13 protein-coding genes are annotated in these 15,346 nt (G+C 68.1%); 9 read left to right on the top strand and 4 right to left on the bottom strand.

All coding sequences use genetic code 11. The features are described 5' to 3' along the window. Positions 1 to 52 precede the first annotated feature (52 nt). The gene (locus H5J31_RS27110) at positions 53 to 1,279 is read left to right on the top strand and encodes a hypothetical protein (protein ID WP_181775478.1); all 1,227 of its coding nucleotides are present in this window, start codon (positions 53 to 55) and stop codon (positions 1,277 to 1,279) included. Positions 1,280 to 1,448: 169 nt separating this feature from the next. Beyond that, positions 1,449 to 2,669 (top strand): glycoside hydrolase family 88 protein, encoded by a 1,221-nt coding sequence (locus H5J31_RS27105; RefSeq protein ID WP_181775477.1) that lies wholly within the window; start codon positions 1,449 to 1,451, stop codon positions 2,667 to 2,669. Between the two features lie 91 nt (positions 2,670 to 2,760). On the opposite strand, the gene H5J31_RS27100 is transcribed toward H5J31_RS27105, so the two are convergent. Next, positions 2,761 to 3,186 (bottom strand): DUF4396 domain-containing protein, encoded by a 426-nt coding sequence (locus H5J31_RS27100; protein ID WP_407925068.1) that lies wholly within the window; start codon positions 3,184 to 3,186, stop codon positions 2,761 to 2,763. Between the two features lie 270 nt (positions 3,187 to 3,456). Here H5J31_RS27100 and H5J31_RS27095 point away from each other — a divergent pair, with 270 nt between their 5' ends. Beyond that, positions 3,457 to 4,473, top strand: a complete 1,017-nt coding sequence (locus H5J31_RS27095) for an autoinducer 2 ABC transporter substrate-binding protein (protein ID WP_181775475.1) — start codon at positions 3,457 to 3,459, stop codon at positions 4,471 to 4,473. Position 4,474: 1 nt separating this feature from the next. Here the strand turns inward: H5J31_RS27095 and H5J31_RS27090 are convergent, their stop codons facing one another. Together H5J31_RS27090 and H5J31_RS27085 are read right to left on the bottom strand one after the other, a co-directional pair. Next, the gene (locus H5J31_RS27090) at positions 4,475 to 5,686 is read right to left on the bottom strand and encodes a DUF6923 family protein (RefSeq protein ID WP_181775474.1); all 1,212 of its coding nucleotides are present in this window, start codon (positions 5,684 to 5,686) and stop codon (positions 4,475 to 4,477) included. Between the two features lie 4 nt (positions 5,687 to 5,690). Beyond that, entirely contained in the window at positions 5,691 to 6,455 is a 765-nt protein-coding gene (locus H5J31_RS27085; protein WP_181775473.1) for a bestrophin-like domain, read from the bottom strand. Between the two features lie 490 nt (positions 6,456 to 6,945). Between H5J31_RS27085 and H5J31_RS27080 the strand changes: the two genes are divergently transcribed. Both H5J31_RS27080 and H5J31_RS27075 read left to right on the top strand, forming a co-directional pair. Next, on the top strand, positions 6,946 to 8,361 hold the full coding sequence (locus tag H5J31_RS27080) for a family 2B encapsulin nanocompartment shell protein (protein ID WP_181775472.1): 1,416 nt from the start codon (positions 6,946 to 6,948) through the stop codon (positions 8,359 to 8,361). Positions 8,362 to 8,373: 12 nt separating this feature from the next. Next, a complete protein-coding gene (locus H5J31_RS27075) occupies positions 8,374 to 9,405 on the top strand; it encodes a family 2 encapsulin nanocompartment cargo protein polyprenyl transferase (protein ID WP_181775471.1) in 1,032 nt (343 codons plus the stop codon). 276 nt (positions 9,406 to 9,681) lie between these two features. Here H5J31_RS27075 and H5J31_RS27070 read toward each other — a convergent pair whose 3' ends face one another. Beyond that, positions 9,682 to 10,809, bottom strand: coding sequence for a CapA family protein (locus H5J31_RS27070; RefSeq protein WP_181775470.1), 1,128 nt, complete (start codon positions 10,807 to 10,809; stop codon positions 9,682 to 9,684). Between the two features lie 319 nt (positions 10,810 to 11,128). On the opposite strand from H5J31_RS27070, the gene H5J31_RS27065 reads away from it, so the two are divergent. Genes H5J31_RS27065 through H5J31_RS27050 form a run of 4 tightly spaced genes read left to right on the top strand, consistent with a single transcriptional unit; the run spans position 11,129 to position 15,339 of the window. Next, positions 11,129 to 12,103 carry a substrate-binding domain-containing protein gene (locus tag H5J31_RS27065; RefSeq protein WP_181775469.1) on the top strand — a complete coding sequence of 325 codons (975 nt, stop codon included), beginning with the start codon at positions 11,129 to 11,131 and terminating at the stop codon, positions 12,101 to 12,103. 19 nt (positions 12,104 to 12,122) lie between these two features. Beyond that, complete coding sequence (locus tag H5J31_RS27060; RefSeq protein WP_181775468.1) at positions 12,123 to 13,667, top strand: sugar ABC transporter ATP-binding protein; 1,545 nt, start codon at positions 12,123 to 12,125, stop codon at positions 13,665 to 13,667. Next, positions 13,664 to 14,707: an ABC transporter permease gene (locus tag H5J31_RS27055; protein ID WP_181775467.1), complete on the top strand. Its 1,044-nt coding sequence runs from the start codon at positions 13,664 to 13,666 to the stop codon at positions 14,705 to 14,707. The genes H5J31_RS27060 and H5J31_RS27055 overlap by 4 nt, the downstream gene beginning before the upstream one ends. After that, positions 14,704 to 15,339 carry a FadR/GntR family transcriptional regulator gene (locus H5J31_RS27050; protein ID WP_181775466.1) on the top strand — a complete coding sequence of 212 codons (636 nt, stop codon included), beginning with the start codon at positions 14,704 to 14,706 and terminating at the stop codon, positions 15,337 to 15,339. The genes H5J31_RS27055 and H5J31_RS27050 overlap by 4 nt, the downstream gene beginning before the upstream one ends. Positions 15,340 to 15,346: the final 7 nt, after the last annotated feature.

The raw sequence follows: 15,346 nt of genomic DNA, 5'->3' as shown, positions 1-15,346 counted from the left end.
GTCCGGCGAAGCTCCCTTCGTAGCAATCAAGAGTGCTCGAAGGGAGACCGGAATGGTCCGGACCGTGAAGGCCCGCCGCGTGATGGCGGCCGTGCTGGCCATGGGGGCGGTCACCGCGCTGGCCGCCGGCCCCGCGAACGCCGCACCCGAAGGGATCTGGCGCGCCGATTTGTCCACTGTAGACGGCGATGACGTCAACGTCCGCAGCGACGGCGGTGTGCTCAGCCTGGAAAACGCCGCCTGGCACAGAAAACCGGATTCCATCGGGAGCCAGGGCTACCTGCTGCTGGCCGAGCAGCAGCTCGGGAAGCCGGTGAACCGCGTCAGCGCCGAGGTGACCGCCGACGCGCCGAAGGGCACCTCCATCGAGGTCGACGTCCGCGGGAAGCTCAACTCCAACGACTGGACGGAGTGGACGCCCACCGAGGACGGCGCCGCCCTGCTGTCCACTTCGGTCACCACGGTCCAGGTCCGCATCGGACTCCGCACCGCGAACGACGGCGTGACCGCGAAGGTCAGCGACGTCGTGCTGCGGGGCGAACTCGGCCCGCGGACCAACGCCGTCGGCGCCGCCGCGGCCCCGTTGACCTACAAGGTCTTCGGCACCCGTGAAGGTCTCGTCGGCGGCACCACCGCGAACGGCCACGTGATCAAGTCGCGTGACCACTTCGTCGCCCTCCCCTCCGGCCGCGGCCTGGCGCCCAAGAACACCGGCAACTACACCGTCCGCGTCTGCCGCACCGACAACAGCCGCTGCGAGTACGCGCCGGTGTGGGACGTCGGCCCGTGGAACACCAAGGACGACTACTGGAACCCGTCGGCCACCCGCCAGATGTGGAAGAACCTGCCGCAGGGCAAGCCCGAAGCGCAGGCGGCCTACCAGGACGGCTACAACGGCGGCAAGGACGAGTTCGGCCGCAAGGTGGCCAACCCGGCGGGTATCGACCTCGCGGACGGCACCTTCTGGGACGGCCTGAAGATGTCCGACAACGGTTGGGTCAACGTCTCCTACCTGTGGACCGGCTCCGGCCCGACCGGCGTGGTCAGCACCGCGGGCGACCCGATGAACGTGCGCTCGTCGGCGAGCACCACGGCGTCGGTCAAGGGCCTCGCGGCGAACTACGCGAAGGTCAACATCGAGTGCTACGTCGAGGGCGAGACCGTCACCGGCAAGTTCGGCACCAGCAACATCTGGGACCGGATCGGCCCGGGGCACTACGTCTCCGACACCTACCTGAAGACCGGATCGGATCTGCCCGTCGCGCCGAAGTGCGCGTGACCTACCCCTGATCGCGAAGGCCCGGCGTGCCCCCATTACGCCGGGCCTTCGCCCTTTTTCGCGTCCCGATGATCGGCACTTTATTCACACCTATGAATGGCCTTCACAAGCGCGTAACCGTCGTGCGAAACTCCCGTGACTCATTTCCCACTGACGAATGGCGGGCCTTGTGAGCGTATCCCGGCGAACCCTGTTGACCACCGCGGCCGGCGCCGCCGTCGCGGCCACGACGATCACCTCAACTGCCAGTGCGGCCGAGGAAGAAGCCGCCGGGGCAAGGACTTTCCGCCAAGCGGCCGACTACGCGGTGACCAAACTGCGAGCCGTCGCGCCCCGCGTGACGGACTTCCCGGAGATCACCCGATTCGAGAAATGGACCTATTCCCGCAACGGCGGCTGGATCGGCGGATTCTGGCCGGGCACGTTGTGGCTGGCTTCGATCTACAGCGGCGATCCACAATTCCGCACCCTCGCGACGAGGTCCGCGGAAAAGCTCGCGCCACGCCAGTACGAAACCAGCGATCACGATCTCGGATTCCTGTTCTATCCGTCCTGGGTGACCGGCTGGCGGCTGACCGGTGACGAGAAATGGCGCACCGGCGCGCTCAACGCCGCCGCGTCACTCATCCAGCGGTACAACGAAAAGGGCAGGTTCATCCGGGCCTGGGGCGCCCTGGGCACGCCGGGCAACGCCGGCCGGGTCATCGTGGACACGATGATGAACCTGGACCTGCTGACCTTCGCGAGCAAGCAGACCGGCGACCGGAAGTACCTCGACGTCGCCGTCTCGCATGCGAAGACCACCGAGCGGGTCTTCCTGCGACCGGACGGTTCGACCCCGCACGTCTTCGACTTCGACCCGGACACCGGCGCCGACATCGGCCCGAACTCCGTGCAGGGCTACGGCCCGTCGTCATGCTGGTCGCGCGGGCAGGCTTGGGCGATCTACGGCTTCACCACGATGTACCGGCGCACCGGCGACCCGCTGTTCCTGCGGACCGCGCAACGCCTTGCCGACTTCGCACTCCGCTCACTGACGCCGGACAGCGTCCCGGTGTGGGACTACCTCGCCCCGCAGGCACCGCACGACATCAAGGACTCCTCCGCCGGCGCCGTGATGGCGTGCGGCCTCCTCGACCTGGCGAAGGTCGCGAACCGGCCGCAGTACCGCGAAGCCGCGATCCGGATCCTCACCGCGCTGTGCGACACCTGCCTGACCACGAAGTCCACCCGCGCCGAAGCGATCGTGGCGCGGGGCACACGCAACCGTCCGTCCGAAGACGGCGTCGAAGTGTCGCTCCCCTACGCCGACTACTACCTGCTGGAGGGCATCCTCCGGGTGCTGATGCCGAAGGAGATCGACAAGGCGATCGACCTCTCGAGCGTCTAGCGCACCCCCAGAGACGCTATGAACGGCTCGTTACTTGCAAATTTTGCAAGTAACGAGCCGTTCATAGCACGCGCGCGGGGCGATCCGAGGCTCAGTGACCGTGGTGCGCGTGGACCTTCGCGTGCCCGAGTCCTCGCCCGATCATCCACTTGTTCACCGGCACGGTCAGCACGAACGCGACGGCGAGCGCGAACGCGAGTGCGCCCCAGAACAGGAAGCTCCCGAGTCCGGCGTCCATGGCACCCGGCACGACGACCATGATCCCGTTGTCGACGATCTCCATGACCGCGATCGACACGGTGTCGGCGGCCAGCGCGACCTTGAGGGCGGCACCGAACGCGAGGCCCGACTTCAGGACGCCGCGCATCGTCAGCGCGTAGCCGAAGACGAAGGCCAGTGCGATCGACAGCACGATCGTCGCCGCGTTGTGCAGGCCGAGCGCCGTGCCGATGACCATGCCGAGGACCTCGCCGATCGCACAGCCGGTGAGGCAGTGCAGGGTCGCCGACGCCGCCATCGACCAGCTTGCTCCATGCCGCGTTTCGTTCATGCGGGTCAATATACCCCCCACCCGTATACCTGGTCGAGTGAGCCGCGTCTCCTGATCGCTGACCGTCACCTCGGTAGGCCGACCCGGTAATCGGACCAGGTCGATGAACTCACTTCCGTAACCCTTTGCGCTCATCCGGTTGACCGGGGTAACCGGAGACCTTAGTTTCGCCCGGAGGTCTCCACCGCGCGCAGACCGATCGGCTGGTTCAAGTGGTTCCGTGACTATGGGGTGGAGATGCGAGGGCCGACGAAGACGCTCGTTGTGGCCACCGTGCTCGTTTTGGGCGCGGTGTTCGGGCTGGCCGGCTGCGACGGCAAGGAGCCGGCGGGGATGGCCGCCAAACCGGTCCGGATCGCGTTCGTGCCGAAGGTCGCCGGCATCCCCTACTTCGAGGCGATGAACACCGGCGGGATGGCCGCGGCCAAGCAACTCGGTGTCGAATGGACCTCGAAGGGCCCGTCCACGGTGGACCCCGCCGCGCAGGTCTCGATCGTGCGCGGCCTGGTCGACCAGCAGGTCGACGTCATCGCGATCGCCCCGAACGACCCCCGGGCGATGGCGCCGGTGATCACCGACGCGCGCGCCAAGGGCGTCCATGTGATCACTTCGGACACCGACGCGCCGGGTACCGATCGCGAACTCTTCGTCAACCAGGCGACCCCCGACGGCATCGGCAAGGCGCTCACCGACGCGCTGATGCGCAAGATGGGCGGCACCGGAAAGTACGCGATCGTCTCCTGTGGTGAGACCGCCGAGAACCTCAACGCGTGGATCGCGGTCCAGCGCGCCTATACCGCTACCCAGTATCCCCATGCGCAACTCGTCGAGACGGTCTACGCCGGCGAGGACAAGGACACCGCCACCACGCTGGCCAAGCAGCTGATGGTCAAGTACCCGGACCTCACCGGCCTGGTCGGCGAGTGCACGACGTCCGCGCCGGGGGTCGCCGAGGCGGTCCGTTCGCAGGAGAAGATCGGGCGTGTGTTCACCGTCGGCGTCGGAACGCCGCAGGCGATCAAGCCGTACCTGCTGGACGGTTCGGCCTCGCTTTCCGTGCTGTGGAACGTCGAATCGCTCGGCTACCTCACCGCGTGGGCGGGCAAGCAGATCGCCGAAGGCAAACCGCTCGCCGCGTCCAACAAGGTCAACCTCGAACTCCCGGCGATCAAGTACGACGAGGTCACGAAGACCGTGCTGCTCGGCGACCCGCTGCTGATCACCCGCGAGAACGTCGACCAGTTCAAGTACTGACTCACCGGGCCCGCCGGACGGCACCCGCCGCGGCTCCGCCACCGAGGATCAGCACCAGCGCGGTCAGCCCCCACCGACGTTTCTCCTTGGTGCGCGCGTGCGGATCGGTCTCCGCCGCCTCCTCGCGTTCCCGGGGCGGCGCCGCCGAACGCTTCGGTTTCGGTACGGCGGGAGGGGGCGTGATCCGAGGCGCGACCACCGCGGGCGCACTCGTCGGCGTCGGACTCGGCGACGACGTGGGGGTCGGGGTCGTCGCGGTCGGTGTCGGTGTCGGACTGGGCGACGAAGGCGTCGGTGACGGCACAGGAGTAGGCGTAGGTGTCGGCGTGGGTGAAGGCGTCGGAGTGGGTGCCGGGGTCGGCGACGGCTTCGGTGGCTCGGGCTCGGGGACCTCGGGAGCGGTGAGACAGCCCGCCGCGTCCGAACCCGCCAGCGGCGCCGCCGAGCGCACCTCGGTCACGCGACCGCCGCGGTCGAGCCGGTAGAGCACGCTGCGCCCGCCGATCCGGTTCGCCGTGGCGTACAGCGCGCCGTCCCGGGCCAGCACGACCGAACCGTAGACCTCGGCTGGCGGGAACCGGGAACCGTCGGCTTCGAAGACCTTGCCGGTCACCGGGTCGATGGTGATCACGGCACCTTTTCCGCGCCAGGTGGTGGAAACCCCGTAGAGCAGTCCATTGTGATACGCGAAGTCGTTGACGTCGTGGGCGAGGGTGATCGGCCGCAGGAACACCGTCCGGATCACCCGCAGGTACCGCGCCCCCGGCGTCAAGTCCACTGTGTACAGAGTGCCGTTCCTGAGCAGGTACCAGGAATTCCCGCCGATCGCGCCGGCGGTCACCCCGGCGACCGGGCTCCACACCGGCGGCCGGTTCCCCGCGCGCGTGATCGGGCCGAGGTCCCGGGTGCGCCCGTCCCGGTCGATCGTCACCGCGTGGGCGCCCCTGCTCAGCCCTTCGGCGACGCCGTAGACCAGGTCGCGTGTCGCGGAGTAACCGAGCGCGTTGAGCCGGTACCCGGAATCGGCGACCCTCAGCGTCGTGCCCGAGCCGACGTCGATCCAGCGCAGCTTCGACTTCCCGTAGGACCCGGTCTCGGCCTGCACCACCAGGCAGGACTCGGCGGCGCGCGCGGCCATCGGGGCCAGCAGCGCGGACGCGCCCACCAGCCCGGCGACGGCCACCGTCGCCGCTGCCCGTGTCACGGTCTCCATGGGATCAGGCGATCCTTGCCCGCGCGTCCGTGAACGCGTCCGGCGGGATCCGCACCCCGCCGCCGAACGGGTTCTGCAGCTGGTAGATCGCGAACAGCAGCAGGGTGACCGTGCCCGCCAGGGTGGACACGATGACCAGATGCGCGGCCAGCCGGGTGCCGCCGAACAGGTTGGGCAGCAGCACCGAGATCAGGCTGCCGAGGATGAGGGCGAACCAGACGACGCCGCCGACCTTGCCGTCCTCGACGGCGCTGAGCCGATCCTGCCTGGCCTCGTAGACCTGCCAGAGCTGGGTGGCCGCCTCGGCCTTGCGCTCGCGGACCCAGTCGTCGTCCGACGGCGCCTTGTCGACCGCCTTGCGCAGCTGGTCGAGCTGCTTCCAGCCGGTGTCGCCCACGGTCTCACCGCCCCCGGCCATCAGCGGCCACTCCTCCTGTTCGACGGTGATCATGTAGGCCGCGCTCAGCTTCCGGACCTCGTCCTTGACCTCCGGCCCCAGGGAGTCCGCGGCCCAGACGGCGGCGACCAGGCTGTCCGCCTCGTGATAGGAGCCCTCGCGTGCCGCACTGGTGGAGTCGAACAGGGAGATCAGGATGAACGCCACCAGCACCGCGTGCAGCCCGCCGACGATGGTGAACACCTGGCCGGCGGCGTCGTTGTTGTCCGGCCGCCCCTCGTCCCAGCCGAATCTGCGGACGAGGTAGCCGACGAACCCCGCTAGTGCCGCCGCGCCGACGACCCAGGCGATGCCGGTCAGGTAAATACCCATTCGACTCCTTACCCCGTGAAGACTGCTGAAACTAGTTCACCGTTCGGCGCGGCGAAAAGCCCGGTTGAATCAATTCATACCGGTGGCGGAGAAGAAGAAGTCGATCATCACCGTCTCGGCCCAATTTCTCAGCCCGCGAAACGATTTCCGACACACGCCGAAAAGGGGCGTCACCGCTCAGGGAAGACCGCTTCACGACCGGGTGATCACCCGACACCGCACGTCACCGACGTCGTCGTATACCGACATTCCTCACCGCTCCGTCGCCCGAACGGCCGCCGTCAGCGGGCCCGCCGACGGCCAATCCGGCAAACAGGTGAATGTACCCGGAGACCCGATCGAGTGTTTGTGCGGGCATTCCCGCTTGCTATGTTGATTTTGCGCCTGCCCCACTCGAATGGGTATCCGCGAATTGTGAGAACTGCACTTCACCAGGGCGGGAATACCGGCCGATGACCCCTGCACGACACGAAGACGGGTGGATTTCTCAGTGACTGTCACGGATCCGGACACCTCGGCCACCGCCGCGGGAAACGCACAGCTGAGCCTGGGCAGGGCCGCCGCCCGCACGCTGGCCACGACCACCAAGTCGGTACCGCAGATGCAGGGCATCTCGTCGCGGTGGCTGCTGAAGCTGCTGCCGTGGGTGCAGGTCTCGGGTGGCGCGTACCGGGTCAACCGCCGGTTGAGCTACTCCGTCGGCGACGGACGGGTCACCTTCACCACCGCCGGTTCCCAGGTCCGGGTGATCCCGCCGGAACTGGGCGAACTGCCGCCGCTGCGCGGATTCGACGACGAGGAAGTGCTGTCCGAACTCGCCGGCCGGTTCGTCCAGCGGGAGCTCTCCCCCGGTGACGCGCTGGTCGAATTCGGACATCAGGCAGACCAGGTCTTCCTCATCGCCCACGGGAAGATCAACAAGATCGGCGTCGGCGCGTACGGCGACCAGACCGTGCTCGCCGTCCTCGCCGACGGCGAGCACTTCGGCTCACAGGTACTGGTCGAGGACGACGCGATCTGGGAGTTCACCGCGAAGGCGGTCACCGCGTGCACGGTGCTTTCCTTACCCCGGAACGCTTTCGCGGACATCGTGGAACGCTCGGACGCGCTGCGCGAGCACATCGACGCGTTCTCGGCCGGCGGATCGCAGGCCAGCAATGACCACGGCGAGGCGTTGATCGACATCTCGTCGGGCCACGACGGCGAGCCGCTCCTGCCCGGCACGTTCGTCGACTACGACACCAAACCGCGCGAGTACGAACTGAGCGTCGCGCAGACCGTGCTGCGGGTCCACACCCGGGTCGCGGATCTCTACAACCAGCCGATGGACCAGGTCGAACAGCAGTTGCGGCTGACCATCGAGGCGCTGCGCGAGCGCCAGGAACACGAAATGATCAACAACAGCGACTTCGGCCTGCTGCACAACGCCGACCTCTCGAAGCGCATCCACACCCGCACCGGCCCGCCGACGCCGGACGACTTCGACGAACTGCTCGCCGTGGTGTGGAAGGACCCCGGATTCTTCCTCGCGCATCCGAAGGCGATCGCGGCGTTCAGCCGCGAGTGCAGTAAACGGGGCATCTACCCGGACGCCGTCGACCTGAACGGTCACCAGGTGCCCGCCTGGCGCGGTATCCCGATCCTGCCGTGCAACAAGATCCCCGTCACCGAGACCAGCACCAGTTCGATCCTCCTGATGCGGACCGGCGAGGAGGCACAGGGCGTCGTCGGCCTGCACCAGGTCGGACTGCCCGACGAATACCAGCCGGGCCTGAACGTCCGCTTCATGGGGATCAGCGAGCAGGCGATCCTGTCCTATCTGGTGAGCGCGTACTACTCGGCGGCGGTGCTCGTGCCCGACGCGCTGGGCATCTTGGAAAACGCCGAACTCGGGCGCGAAGGCTGAGAGGCGCCTCCGATGACGACCCTTGACACCAGCACCGGCACCGGTGCCCGGCCCGCCGGTGAAGTCCTGACGTGGAGCCGGAATCTGCTCGACCCGGCGCTGCGGGAAGCCGTCGCCAAACTGCCCGAGTCGATGCGGCTGATCGCCGGCTACCACTTCGGCTGGTGGGACGAACACGGCCGTCCGTCCACTTCGGACGGAGGTAAGGCGCTGCGGCCCGCGCTCGCGATGCTGGCCGCCGAGGCTGTCGGCGGTGACGCCGAAGTCGCCGTCCCGGTGGGCGTCGCGGTCGAGATGGTGCACAACTTCTCGCTGCTGCACGACGACGTGATGGACCGGGACACCACCCGGCGGCACCGCCCGACGGCTTGGACCGTCTTCGGTACCGGTGCCGCGATCCTCGCCGGGGACGCCCTGCTGACGCAGGCGTTCGAGGTGCTGTCGCCGTTCGGGCAGACCGCGTTGCGTGTGCTGAGCACGGCCGTGATCGACCTGCTCGAAGGGCAGAGCGCGGATCTGAAGTTCGAAGAACGCGGTGACGTCGACACCGCCGAATGCGTACGGATGGCCGAAGGGAAGACCGGCGCGCTGATCGGGGCCTCGTGCACGCTCGGGGCGCTCGCCGGGGAAGGGAGGGAGGATCAGGTCGGCCGGCTGACCGAGTACGGGAGGGCACTCGGGCTGGCGTTCCAGCACATCGACGATCTCCTCGGGATCTGGGGCGATCCGGCGGTGACCGGGAAACCGGTCCACTCGGATCTCTCCAACCGGAAGAAGTCCCTGCCGGTGGTGGCCGCGCTCCACTCCGGGACGGACGCCGGTCGAGAGCTGGACGTCCTGTACCGCCGGGAAACCCTCGACGCCGCGGAACTGCCCCACGCGGCGGAGCTGGTGGAACGGGCGGGCGGCCGGGCGTGGAGTCAGGAGCAGGCCGACGCGCTCCTGACCGGCGCGCTGCATCATCTCGCCGTCGCGGATCCGGTGCCCCGCCCAGGCGCCGAGCTCGCGGCCCTCGCGAAACTGGTGGTGCGGCGACGGTACTGAGACGGGCGCGGAGGGGGCGTGGGTGGCCCGGGCCGGTGGAAGGGCCCGGACCACCCATGTACACCAGGGCCGTGCCGTCCGTTCAATCACACGTGCCGTCCGTCTGATCACGCCTGCCGTCCGTTCAATCACACGTGGCGTCCCGTGGCGACCACCGCGCAGCCGTGATCAGAGGGAAGGCAGACGTGACCAGGCGGACGACACCCGTGATCAGAGGGACGGCACGTGTGATCAGACGGACGGCAGGCGTGATCAGAGGGACGGCACGCCGGAGGATCAGCGACCGGGGCGGGTCAGGCCCTGGTCACCGGCGCCGCGGCTGAGAACGACTTCGTCGGTGGCCTTGAGCGCTTCGGCTCCCGCGTTTCCACTCTGGCCCGCGGTCAGGTCGAGCAACCGGATCGGCGGACCGAGCTGGACCAGGGTCGGGATGTACTCGGCCTTGTCGACCTTCCAGCGTTCGCCGTCGCGCACGAACCGGAAGCGCGCGGCCGCACCCTGTTCGGTCGAGCCCTTCGGCTCCGAGTGCCGGGCGACGCTGTTGCCGAGGCCGTACGCGACCCACTTGCCGTTGATCTGCTCGAAGGGCTGCACGACGTGCGCGTGGTGCCCGATGATCAGGTCGATCGAGTCGTCGCCGAGCAGTTTCTTCGCCAGGGAGCGCTGTTCGGCGGTCGCGTCGTGCTGGTACTCGGTGCCCCAGTGCAGGCTCGCGAGCACGACCTGCGCGCCGGCCTCGCGCGCGGCCTTGGCCTCGGCGATCACGTCCTCGGCGTCGATCTGGTTGACCAGCCAGGGTTTCCCGGACGGCACCTTGATCCCGTTGAACCCGTAGGCGTAGGAGATCTGGGCGACCTTGACGCCGTTGACGTCGACGATCAGCGGCTTCTTCGCTTCTTCGGCGGAGCGCGCCGAGCCGGTGTGCTTGATCCCGGCCTCGTCGAGTTTGTCGAGGGTCCGCGTCGCGCCTTCCGCCCCCTGGTCGATCGTGTGGTTGGACGCCGTCGAGCAGTTGTCGTACCCGGTGTCCTTGAGCGCGTCGACGATCTCGGGCGGCGCGCTGAACGACGGATACCCGCTGTACGGGCCGCCTTTCGGCGCGAGCGGGGTTTCGAGATGGCAGATGCCGAGGTCCGCGCCGGAGATCAACGGCTTCACCCCGGCCAGCAGCGGCCGGTAGTCGATCTTCCCCTTGCCGTCCTCCTTGGCCTGTTCGGTGAGCGCCGGATGGATCAGCACGTCACCGGTCGCGACCACGGTGAAGGAGCCGTCGGGCGCCTGGCTCGTCCGCGGCGCCGGAGCGTCGGACGCGGCAGGCGTCTGCTCGGGAGTCTCACTGCACGCGGCGAGCAGCACGGCGGCGCCGACGAGAACGGAGGCTTGGCGGGCACGGGTGCTGAACATCGGTTCCCTCGTTCGGGTGACAGTCCTACCCATCCTGCCTTACTCCGAACGGAGTCCAACACTCAACCACAGTCAACAAGAACGATCGGACAAAGTTCGGACAAGTTCCCCAGGATCACCCGGCGCCGAACCGGCGTCCGACGTCGAAGAACAGGCGATTAGTACGACCACGACCCACTCCGGGTAGGTCAAATCGTGGCTTGACGTCACCCTCAAGAGTGTTTAGTAATACGAGTCACACTCTTTCGCTTCGTCCTGGGAGCCCTCGATGTACACAGCTTCGCACAAGTCCTTGCCCTGGCGTCTTGTTGGTTCTTGTTTGATTGCCGGAGTGGTACTGGCCGGTTGTTCGTCCGGCAAGGAGACCGCGGCGCCGCAGCAGCAGGCGCCCGCGACCGGCAAGGTCACCCTGTTCTACCTGCAGAAACAGGGCGATCAGCAGTACTTCGTCGAGCAGGCGCAGGGCGCGCAGGAGAAGGCGAAGGAACTGGGCGTCGAACTCAAGGTCGTCAACCTCGGGCAGGACGCCAACAAGGCGATCACCGAGCTGGACGCGGCGGTGGCCCAGGGCGCGAACGGGATCGCGATCGTGGTCCCGGACCAGGCGATCGGCCCGCAGGTGCTGGACAAGGCCAAGAGCGCGGGGATCCCGATCATCGCCTCCGACGACGTGATCAAGGACGGCGGCGGGACGAAGTCGCCGTTCGTGGGCTTCAACGGCTCGCAGATGGGCGACTCCGTCGGCAAGGAGGCCGCGAAGCTGTTCAAGGCGGCTGGCTGGACCGCGGCCGACACCAAGATCATCAGCGCCTACAAGCAGGACCTGACCGTGTGCTCGGACCGCGTCACTGCGGCGAAGGCCGCGTTCGACAAGGACAGTGGCGCGCAGGTCCCGGTGATCGAGGTCGGTACCGACAACACCCCGGTGGACGCGCAGAACCGCACCGGCGCGGTGATCGGCTCGAACCCGGGCGTGAAGCACTGGGTGGTGTGGGGCTGCAACGACGAGAACGAGACCGGCGCCGTCACCGCGCTCGCGAACTCGGGCGTCGCTTCCGCCGACATCATCGGCGTCGGCCTCGGTGCCTACCTGACCTGTAAGGACTGGGCCGCTGGTAAGGACACCGGCAACAAGTCCGCGTTGTTCATCTCCGGTGCCGAGGTCGGCCGCACCGCGATCCAGCTGCTGGTGGACAAGGTGAAGAACTCGAAGGACCTGCCCCCGGAGACGATCGCGAAGACCCAGATCGTCACCAAGGACAACTACAAGCAGGCCGGCGTCAACTGCATCTGATCCGCGCGGAGGCGTTTCGATGGCCACGACAGAACCCGCGGCGGTGCTGACCGCCGAAGGGATCAGCAAACGGTTCTCCGGGGTGACCGCGCTCGACGGGGTCTCCCTGGAATTCCGGCCCGGCGAAGTACTCGCGCTGATGGGCGAGAACGGCGCCGGCAAGTCCACCCTCCTGAGGGTGCTGTCCGGCGACCAGGGGCCCGACGACGGGCGCCTGCTGACCGAAGGCCGTCCCGTGGCGTTCGATTCGCCACGGGCGGCGATGGCCGCCGGTGTCCGGGTGATCTATCAGGAGCCGGAGATCATCCCGCACGTTTCGGTGGCGGAGAACGTCTTCGTCGGCGAGCTGCCGTCGCGCGGACGTCTGGTCAACCGCCGGACCCTGCACCGGATGACGCAGGAAGCGTTGCGGGAGTACGGGTTCGAGGGCGTACTACAGCCCGCGACGCTCGGGAGCAGGCTCTCGCCCGCGCAACGTCAACTGGTCGAGATCCTGCGGGTGCTCACCGCCGCCACGCCGCCGAAGGTGATCGCGTTCGACGAACCGACGTCGTCGCTGTCCGAGCACGAGGTCGACGCGTTGTTCGCGCTGATCCGGCGGCTACGGGACAGCGGCGTCGCGGTCGTCTACGTCTCTCACCGGATGAAGGAGATCTTCCAGCTCGCCGACCGCGTGGCGGTGCTGCGCGACGGCAAGCTGATCGGGGTCGAGGACGCGGCGTCCACCGACGAGAACCGGTTGGTACGCATGATGATCGGCCGCGACCTGTCCGCTTTGGAACGCCGGAGCACGCAGGAGACCGGCCGGGTCGTGCTGCGGCTCGACGGGGTCACCACCGACGACGTCACGGACATCTCGCTGGAGGTGCGCGCGGGCGAGGTCGTCTGCCTCGCCGGGCTGGTCGGCGCCGGACGCTCGGAACTCGCGCACGCGATCGTCGGCGACCTGCCGGTGCGCTCGGGAACCGTCGAACTCGACGGGAAACCGTTGCGCGCCCGCACTCCCGGCGACGCCGTCAAAGCGGGCATCGGGTTCGCGCCGGAGGAACGCAAGACCGACGCGTTGCTGATGCAGCGTTCCGTGCGGGACAACGTCTCCATCGCCGTGCTGGACCGGCTGCGCCGCTTCCGGGTCGTACGCCGTGCCAAGGAACGCGAACTCGTCGACGAATACGTGCGCGAACTCCGCGTCCGGACGCCGTCGATGGAACAAGAGGTCCGTAAGCTCTCCGGCGGTAATCAGCAGAAGACCGTCCTCGCGCGCTGGCTCGCGCGGCGACCGAAACTGCTGATCCTCGACGAGCCGACGCGCGGTGTCGACGTCGGCGCGAAGGCCGAGATCTACCGGATCATCGACGGCCTCGCCGCCGAAGGCATCGCGCTGCTGGTGATCTCCTCCGACCTACCCGAAGTACTCACCCTGGCCGACCGGATCGTCGTCATGCGCGCGGGACGCGTCGCCGGCGAGATCGGCCGCGACGACGCCAGCGAGGAAGCCGTCCTCACCCTGGCCATCCCCGCCACCGAACCCGCCGTCGAAGACACCGAGGAGATCGCCTCGTGAGCACGCCCACGCGCTCCAGCGAAGCGCAGGAAAAAGCTTCGCCCGTCGACGAAACCCCGCGTGTGTCCCCCGCCCGGCGGGTGCTGACCGCGATCGGGGTGCAGAACTCCAGCCTGCTGCTCACCCTGATCGCGCTCGTGATCCTGATGAGCTCGCTGAACGAGAACTTCTTCCGCACCAACAACCTGCTGTTGATCGGCAGTGCGATCACGATCATGGGGCTGTTGTCGCTCGTGCAGACCCTGGTGATCATCCTGGGCGCGCTGGACATCTCCGTCGGCTCCATGGCCGGGCTCGCGTCCGTGGTCTCGGCGATGGTGTTCACCTCCACCGGAAGCTCCACCGTCGGCCTGCTCGCCGCGATCGGCGTCGGCATCGTCTGCGGCCTGGTCAACGGCATGATCATCATCTTCGGCCGGGTCAACCCCGTGGTCGCGACCCTGGCGATGCTGGCGACGTACAAAGGCATCGCGCAGGTCATCTCCGACGGTAAAGCGCAGGGCTACACCGGCGCCGACGACCTGTTCATCTTCCTGGCCAAGGGATCCATCGCCGGGCTGCCGACACTGCTGTGGGTGTTCCTGATCGTCGCGGCGGTCCTGCACTTCCTGCTCCGCTACACCGACATCGGCCGCAACATCTACGCCATCGGCGGCAACGACACCGCGGCCCGGCTCGCCGGGATCAACATCAACCGCTACATCATCGGCGTCTACGCGCTCGTCGGCGTCGTCGCGGCGATCGCGGGGCTGCTGATCACCGCGCGCACCGGATCCGGCCAGCCGACGTCCGGCTCCGAAGGGCTCGAACTGCTCGCCGTCACCGGCGCCGCGCTCGGCGGCACGATGCTCAAGGGCGGCAAGGGATCCATCATCAGCACCGTGCTGGCGGTGATCATCCTGGGCGTGCTCAACAACGGGATGTCCGGACTCGGCGTCAACCCGTTCTGGCAGAACATGGCCACCGGGACACTGCTCGTCGTCGCCGTCGTGCTCCAGCAGGTCCGCAGCGGGGAACGCCGAGTCGGCCTGCCCGTATGACCCGGCATGCCCGGATCGTCGACGAACTGGGCAGACTGATCGTCGCCGGCACGTTCGGGACCGGCGGGCCGATCGTGCCCGAAGACATCGGCCGCCGGTTCTCCGCCTCGCGCACGGTGGTGCGGGAAGCGTTGCGGGTACTGGAATCCAAGGGCATGGTCGCCGCGCGGCCGAGGGTCGGCACCTGGGCACGGACGCCGGAACACTGGGACGCGATCGACCCGGACGTCATCGCCTGGCGGGTCGCCGGGCCCGAATGCGGGAAGCAGCTGGCCGAACTGCTCGAACTGCGGCAGGCGATCGAGCCGCAGGCGGCGAGGATGGCGGCGTGGCACCGTCGTCCGGACGAACTCGCGGTCCTCGTCGCGGCCTACGGACTGATGGCGGACGCGGCCGACGTCCAGACGTTCCGGGAAGCCGACCGCGCTTTCCACGCGGCGTTGCTGCGCGCGTCCGGCAACACCCTGATCGCGCGGTTGCACATCCCGGTGGTGGCGGCGCTCGAAGAGGTCCCCGGCGACGAAGTTCTGGTCGCCCACTCCCGCGTCGTCGCGATGGTGCTCGGGAAGAACGCCGACGGCGCCGAATCCGCGGCCCGCCGGTTGCTGGAAACAACGCATCCAGTCCTCTGAATGCGGT

This window comes from Amycolatopsis pittospori (assembly GCF_013870525.1).
Taxonomy (GTDB): Bacteria; Actinomycetota; Actinomycetes; order Mycobacteriales; family Pseudonocardiaceae; genus Amycolatopsis; species Amycolatopsis pittospori.
The sequence above is the reverse complement of the archived record's forward strand: the minus strand, read 5'-3'. Positions and strand labels throughout refer to the sequence as shown.

What these genes read in the sequence shown, in the direction of transcription:
- H5J31_RS27095 (WP_181775475.1), top strand. Translation starts at nt 3,457, where the DNA reads ATGCGAGGGCCGACGAAGACGCTCGTTGTGGCCACCGTGCTCGTTTTG.
- H5J31_RS27075 (WP_181775471.1), top strand. Translation starts at nt 8,374, where the DNA reads ATGACGACCCTTGACACCAGCACCGGCACCGGTGCCCGGCCCGCCGGT.
- H5J31_RS27100 (WP_407925068.1), bottom strand. Translation starts at nt 3,186, where the DNA reads ATGGCGGCGTCGGCGACCCTGCACTGCCTCACCGGCTGTGCGATCGGC.
- H5J31_RS27050 (WP_181775466.1), top strand. Translation starts at nt 14,704, where the DNA reads ATGACCCGGCATGCCCGGATCGTCGACGAACTGGGCAGACTGATCGTC.
- H5J31_RS27060 (WP_181775468.1), top strand. Translation starts at nt 12,123, where the DNA reads ATGGCCACGACAGAACCCGCGGCGGTGCTGACCGCCGAAGGGATCAGC.
- H5J31_RS27110 (WP_181775478.1), top strand. Translation starts at nt 53, where the DNA reads ATGGTCCGGACCGTGAAGGCCCGCCGCGTGATGGCGGCCGTGCTGGCC.
- H5J31_RS27085 (WP_181775473.1), bottom strand. Translation starts at nt 6,455, where the DNA reads ATGGGTATTTACCTGACCGGCATCGCCTGGGTCGTCGGCGCGGCGGCA.
- H5J31_RS27070 (WP_181775470.1), bottom strand. Translation starts at nt 10,809, where the DNA reads ATGTTCAGCACCCGTGCCCGCCAAGCCTCCGTTCTCGTCGGCGCCGCC.
- H5J31_RS27090 (WP_181775474.1), bottom strand. Translation starts at nt 5,686, where the DNA reads ATGGAGACCGTGACACGGGCAGCGGCGACGGTGGCCGTCGCCGGGCTG.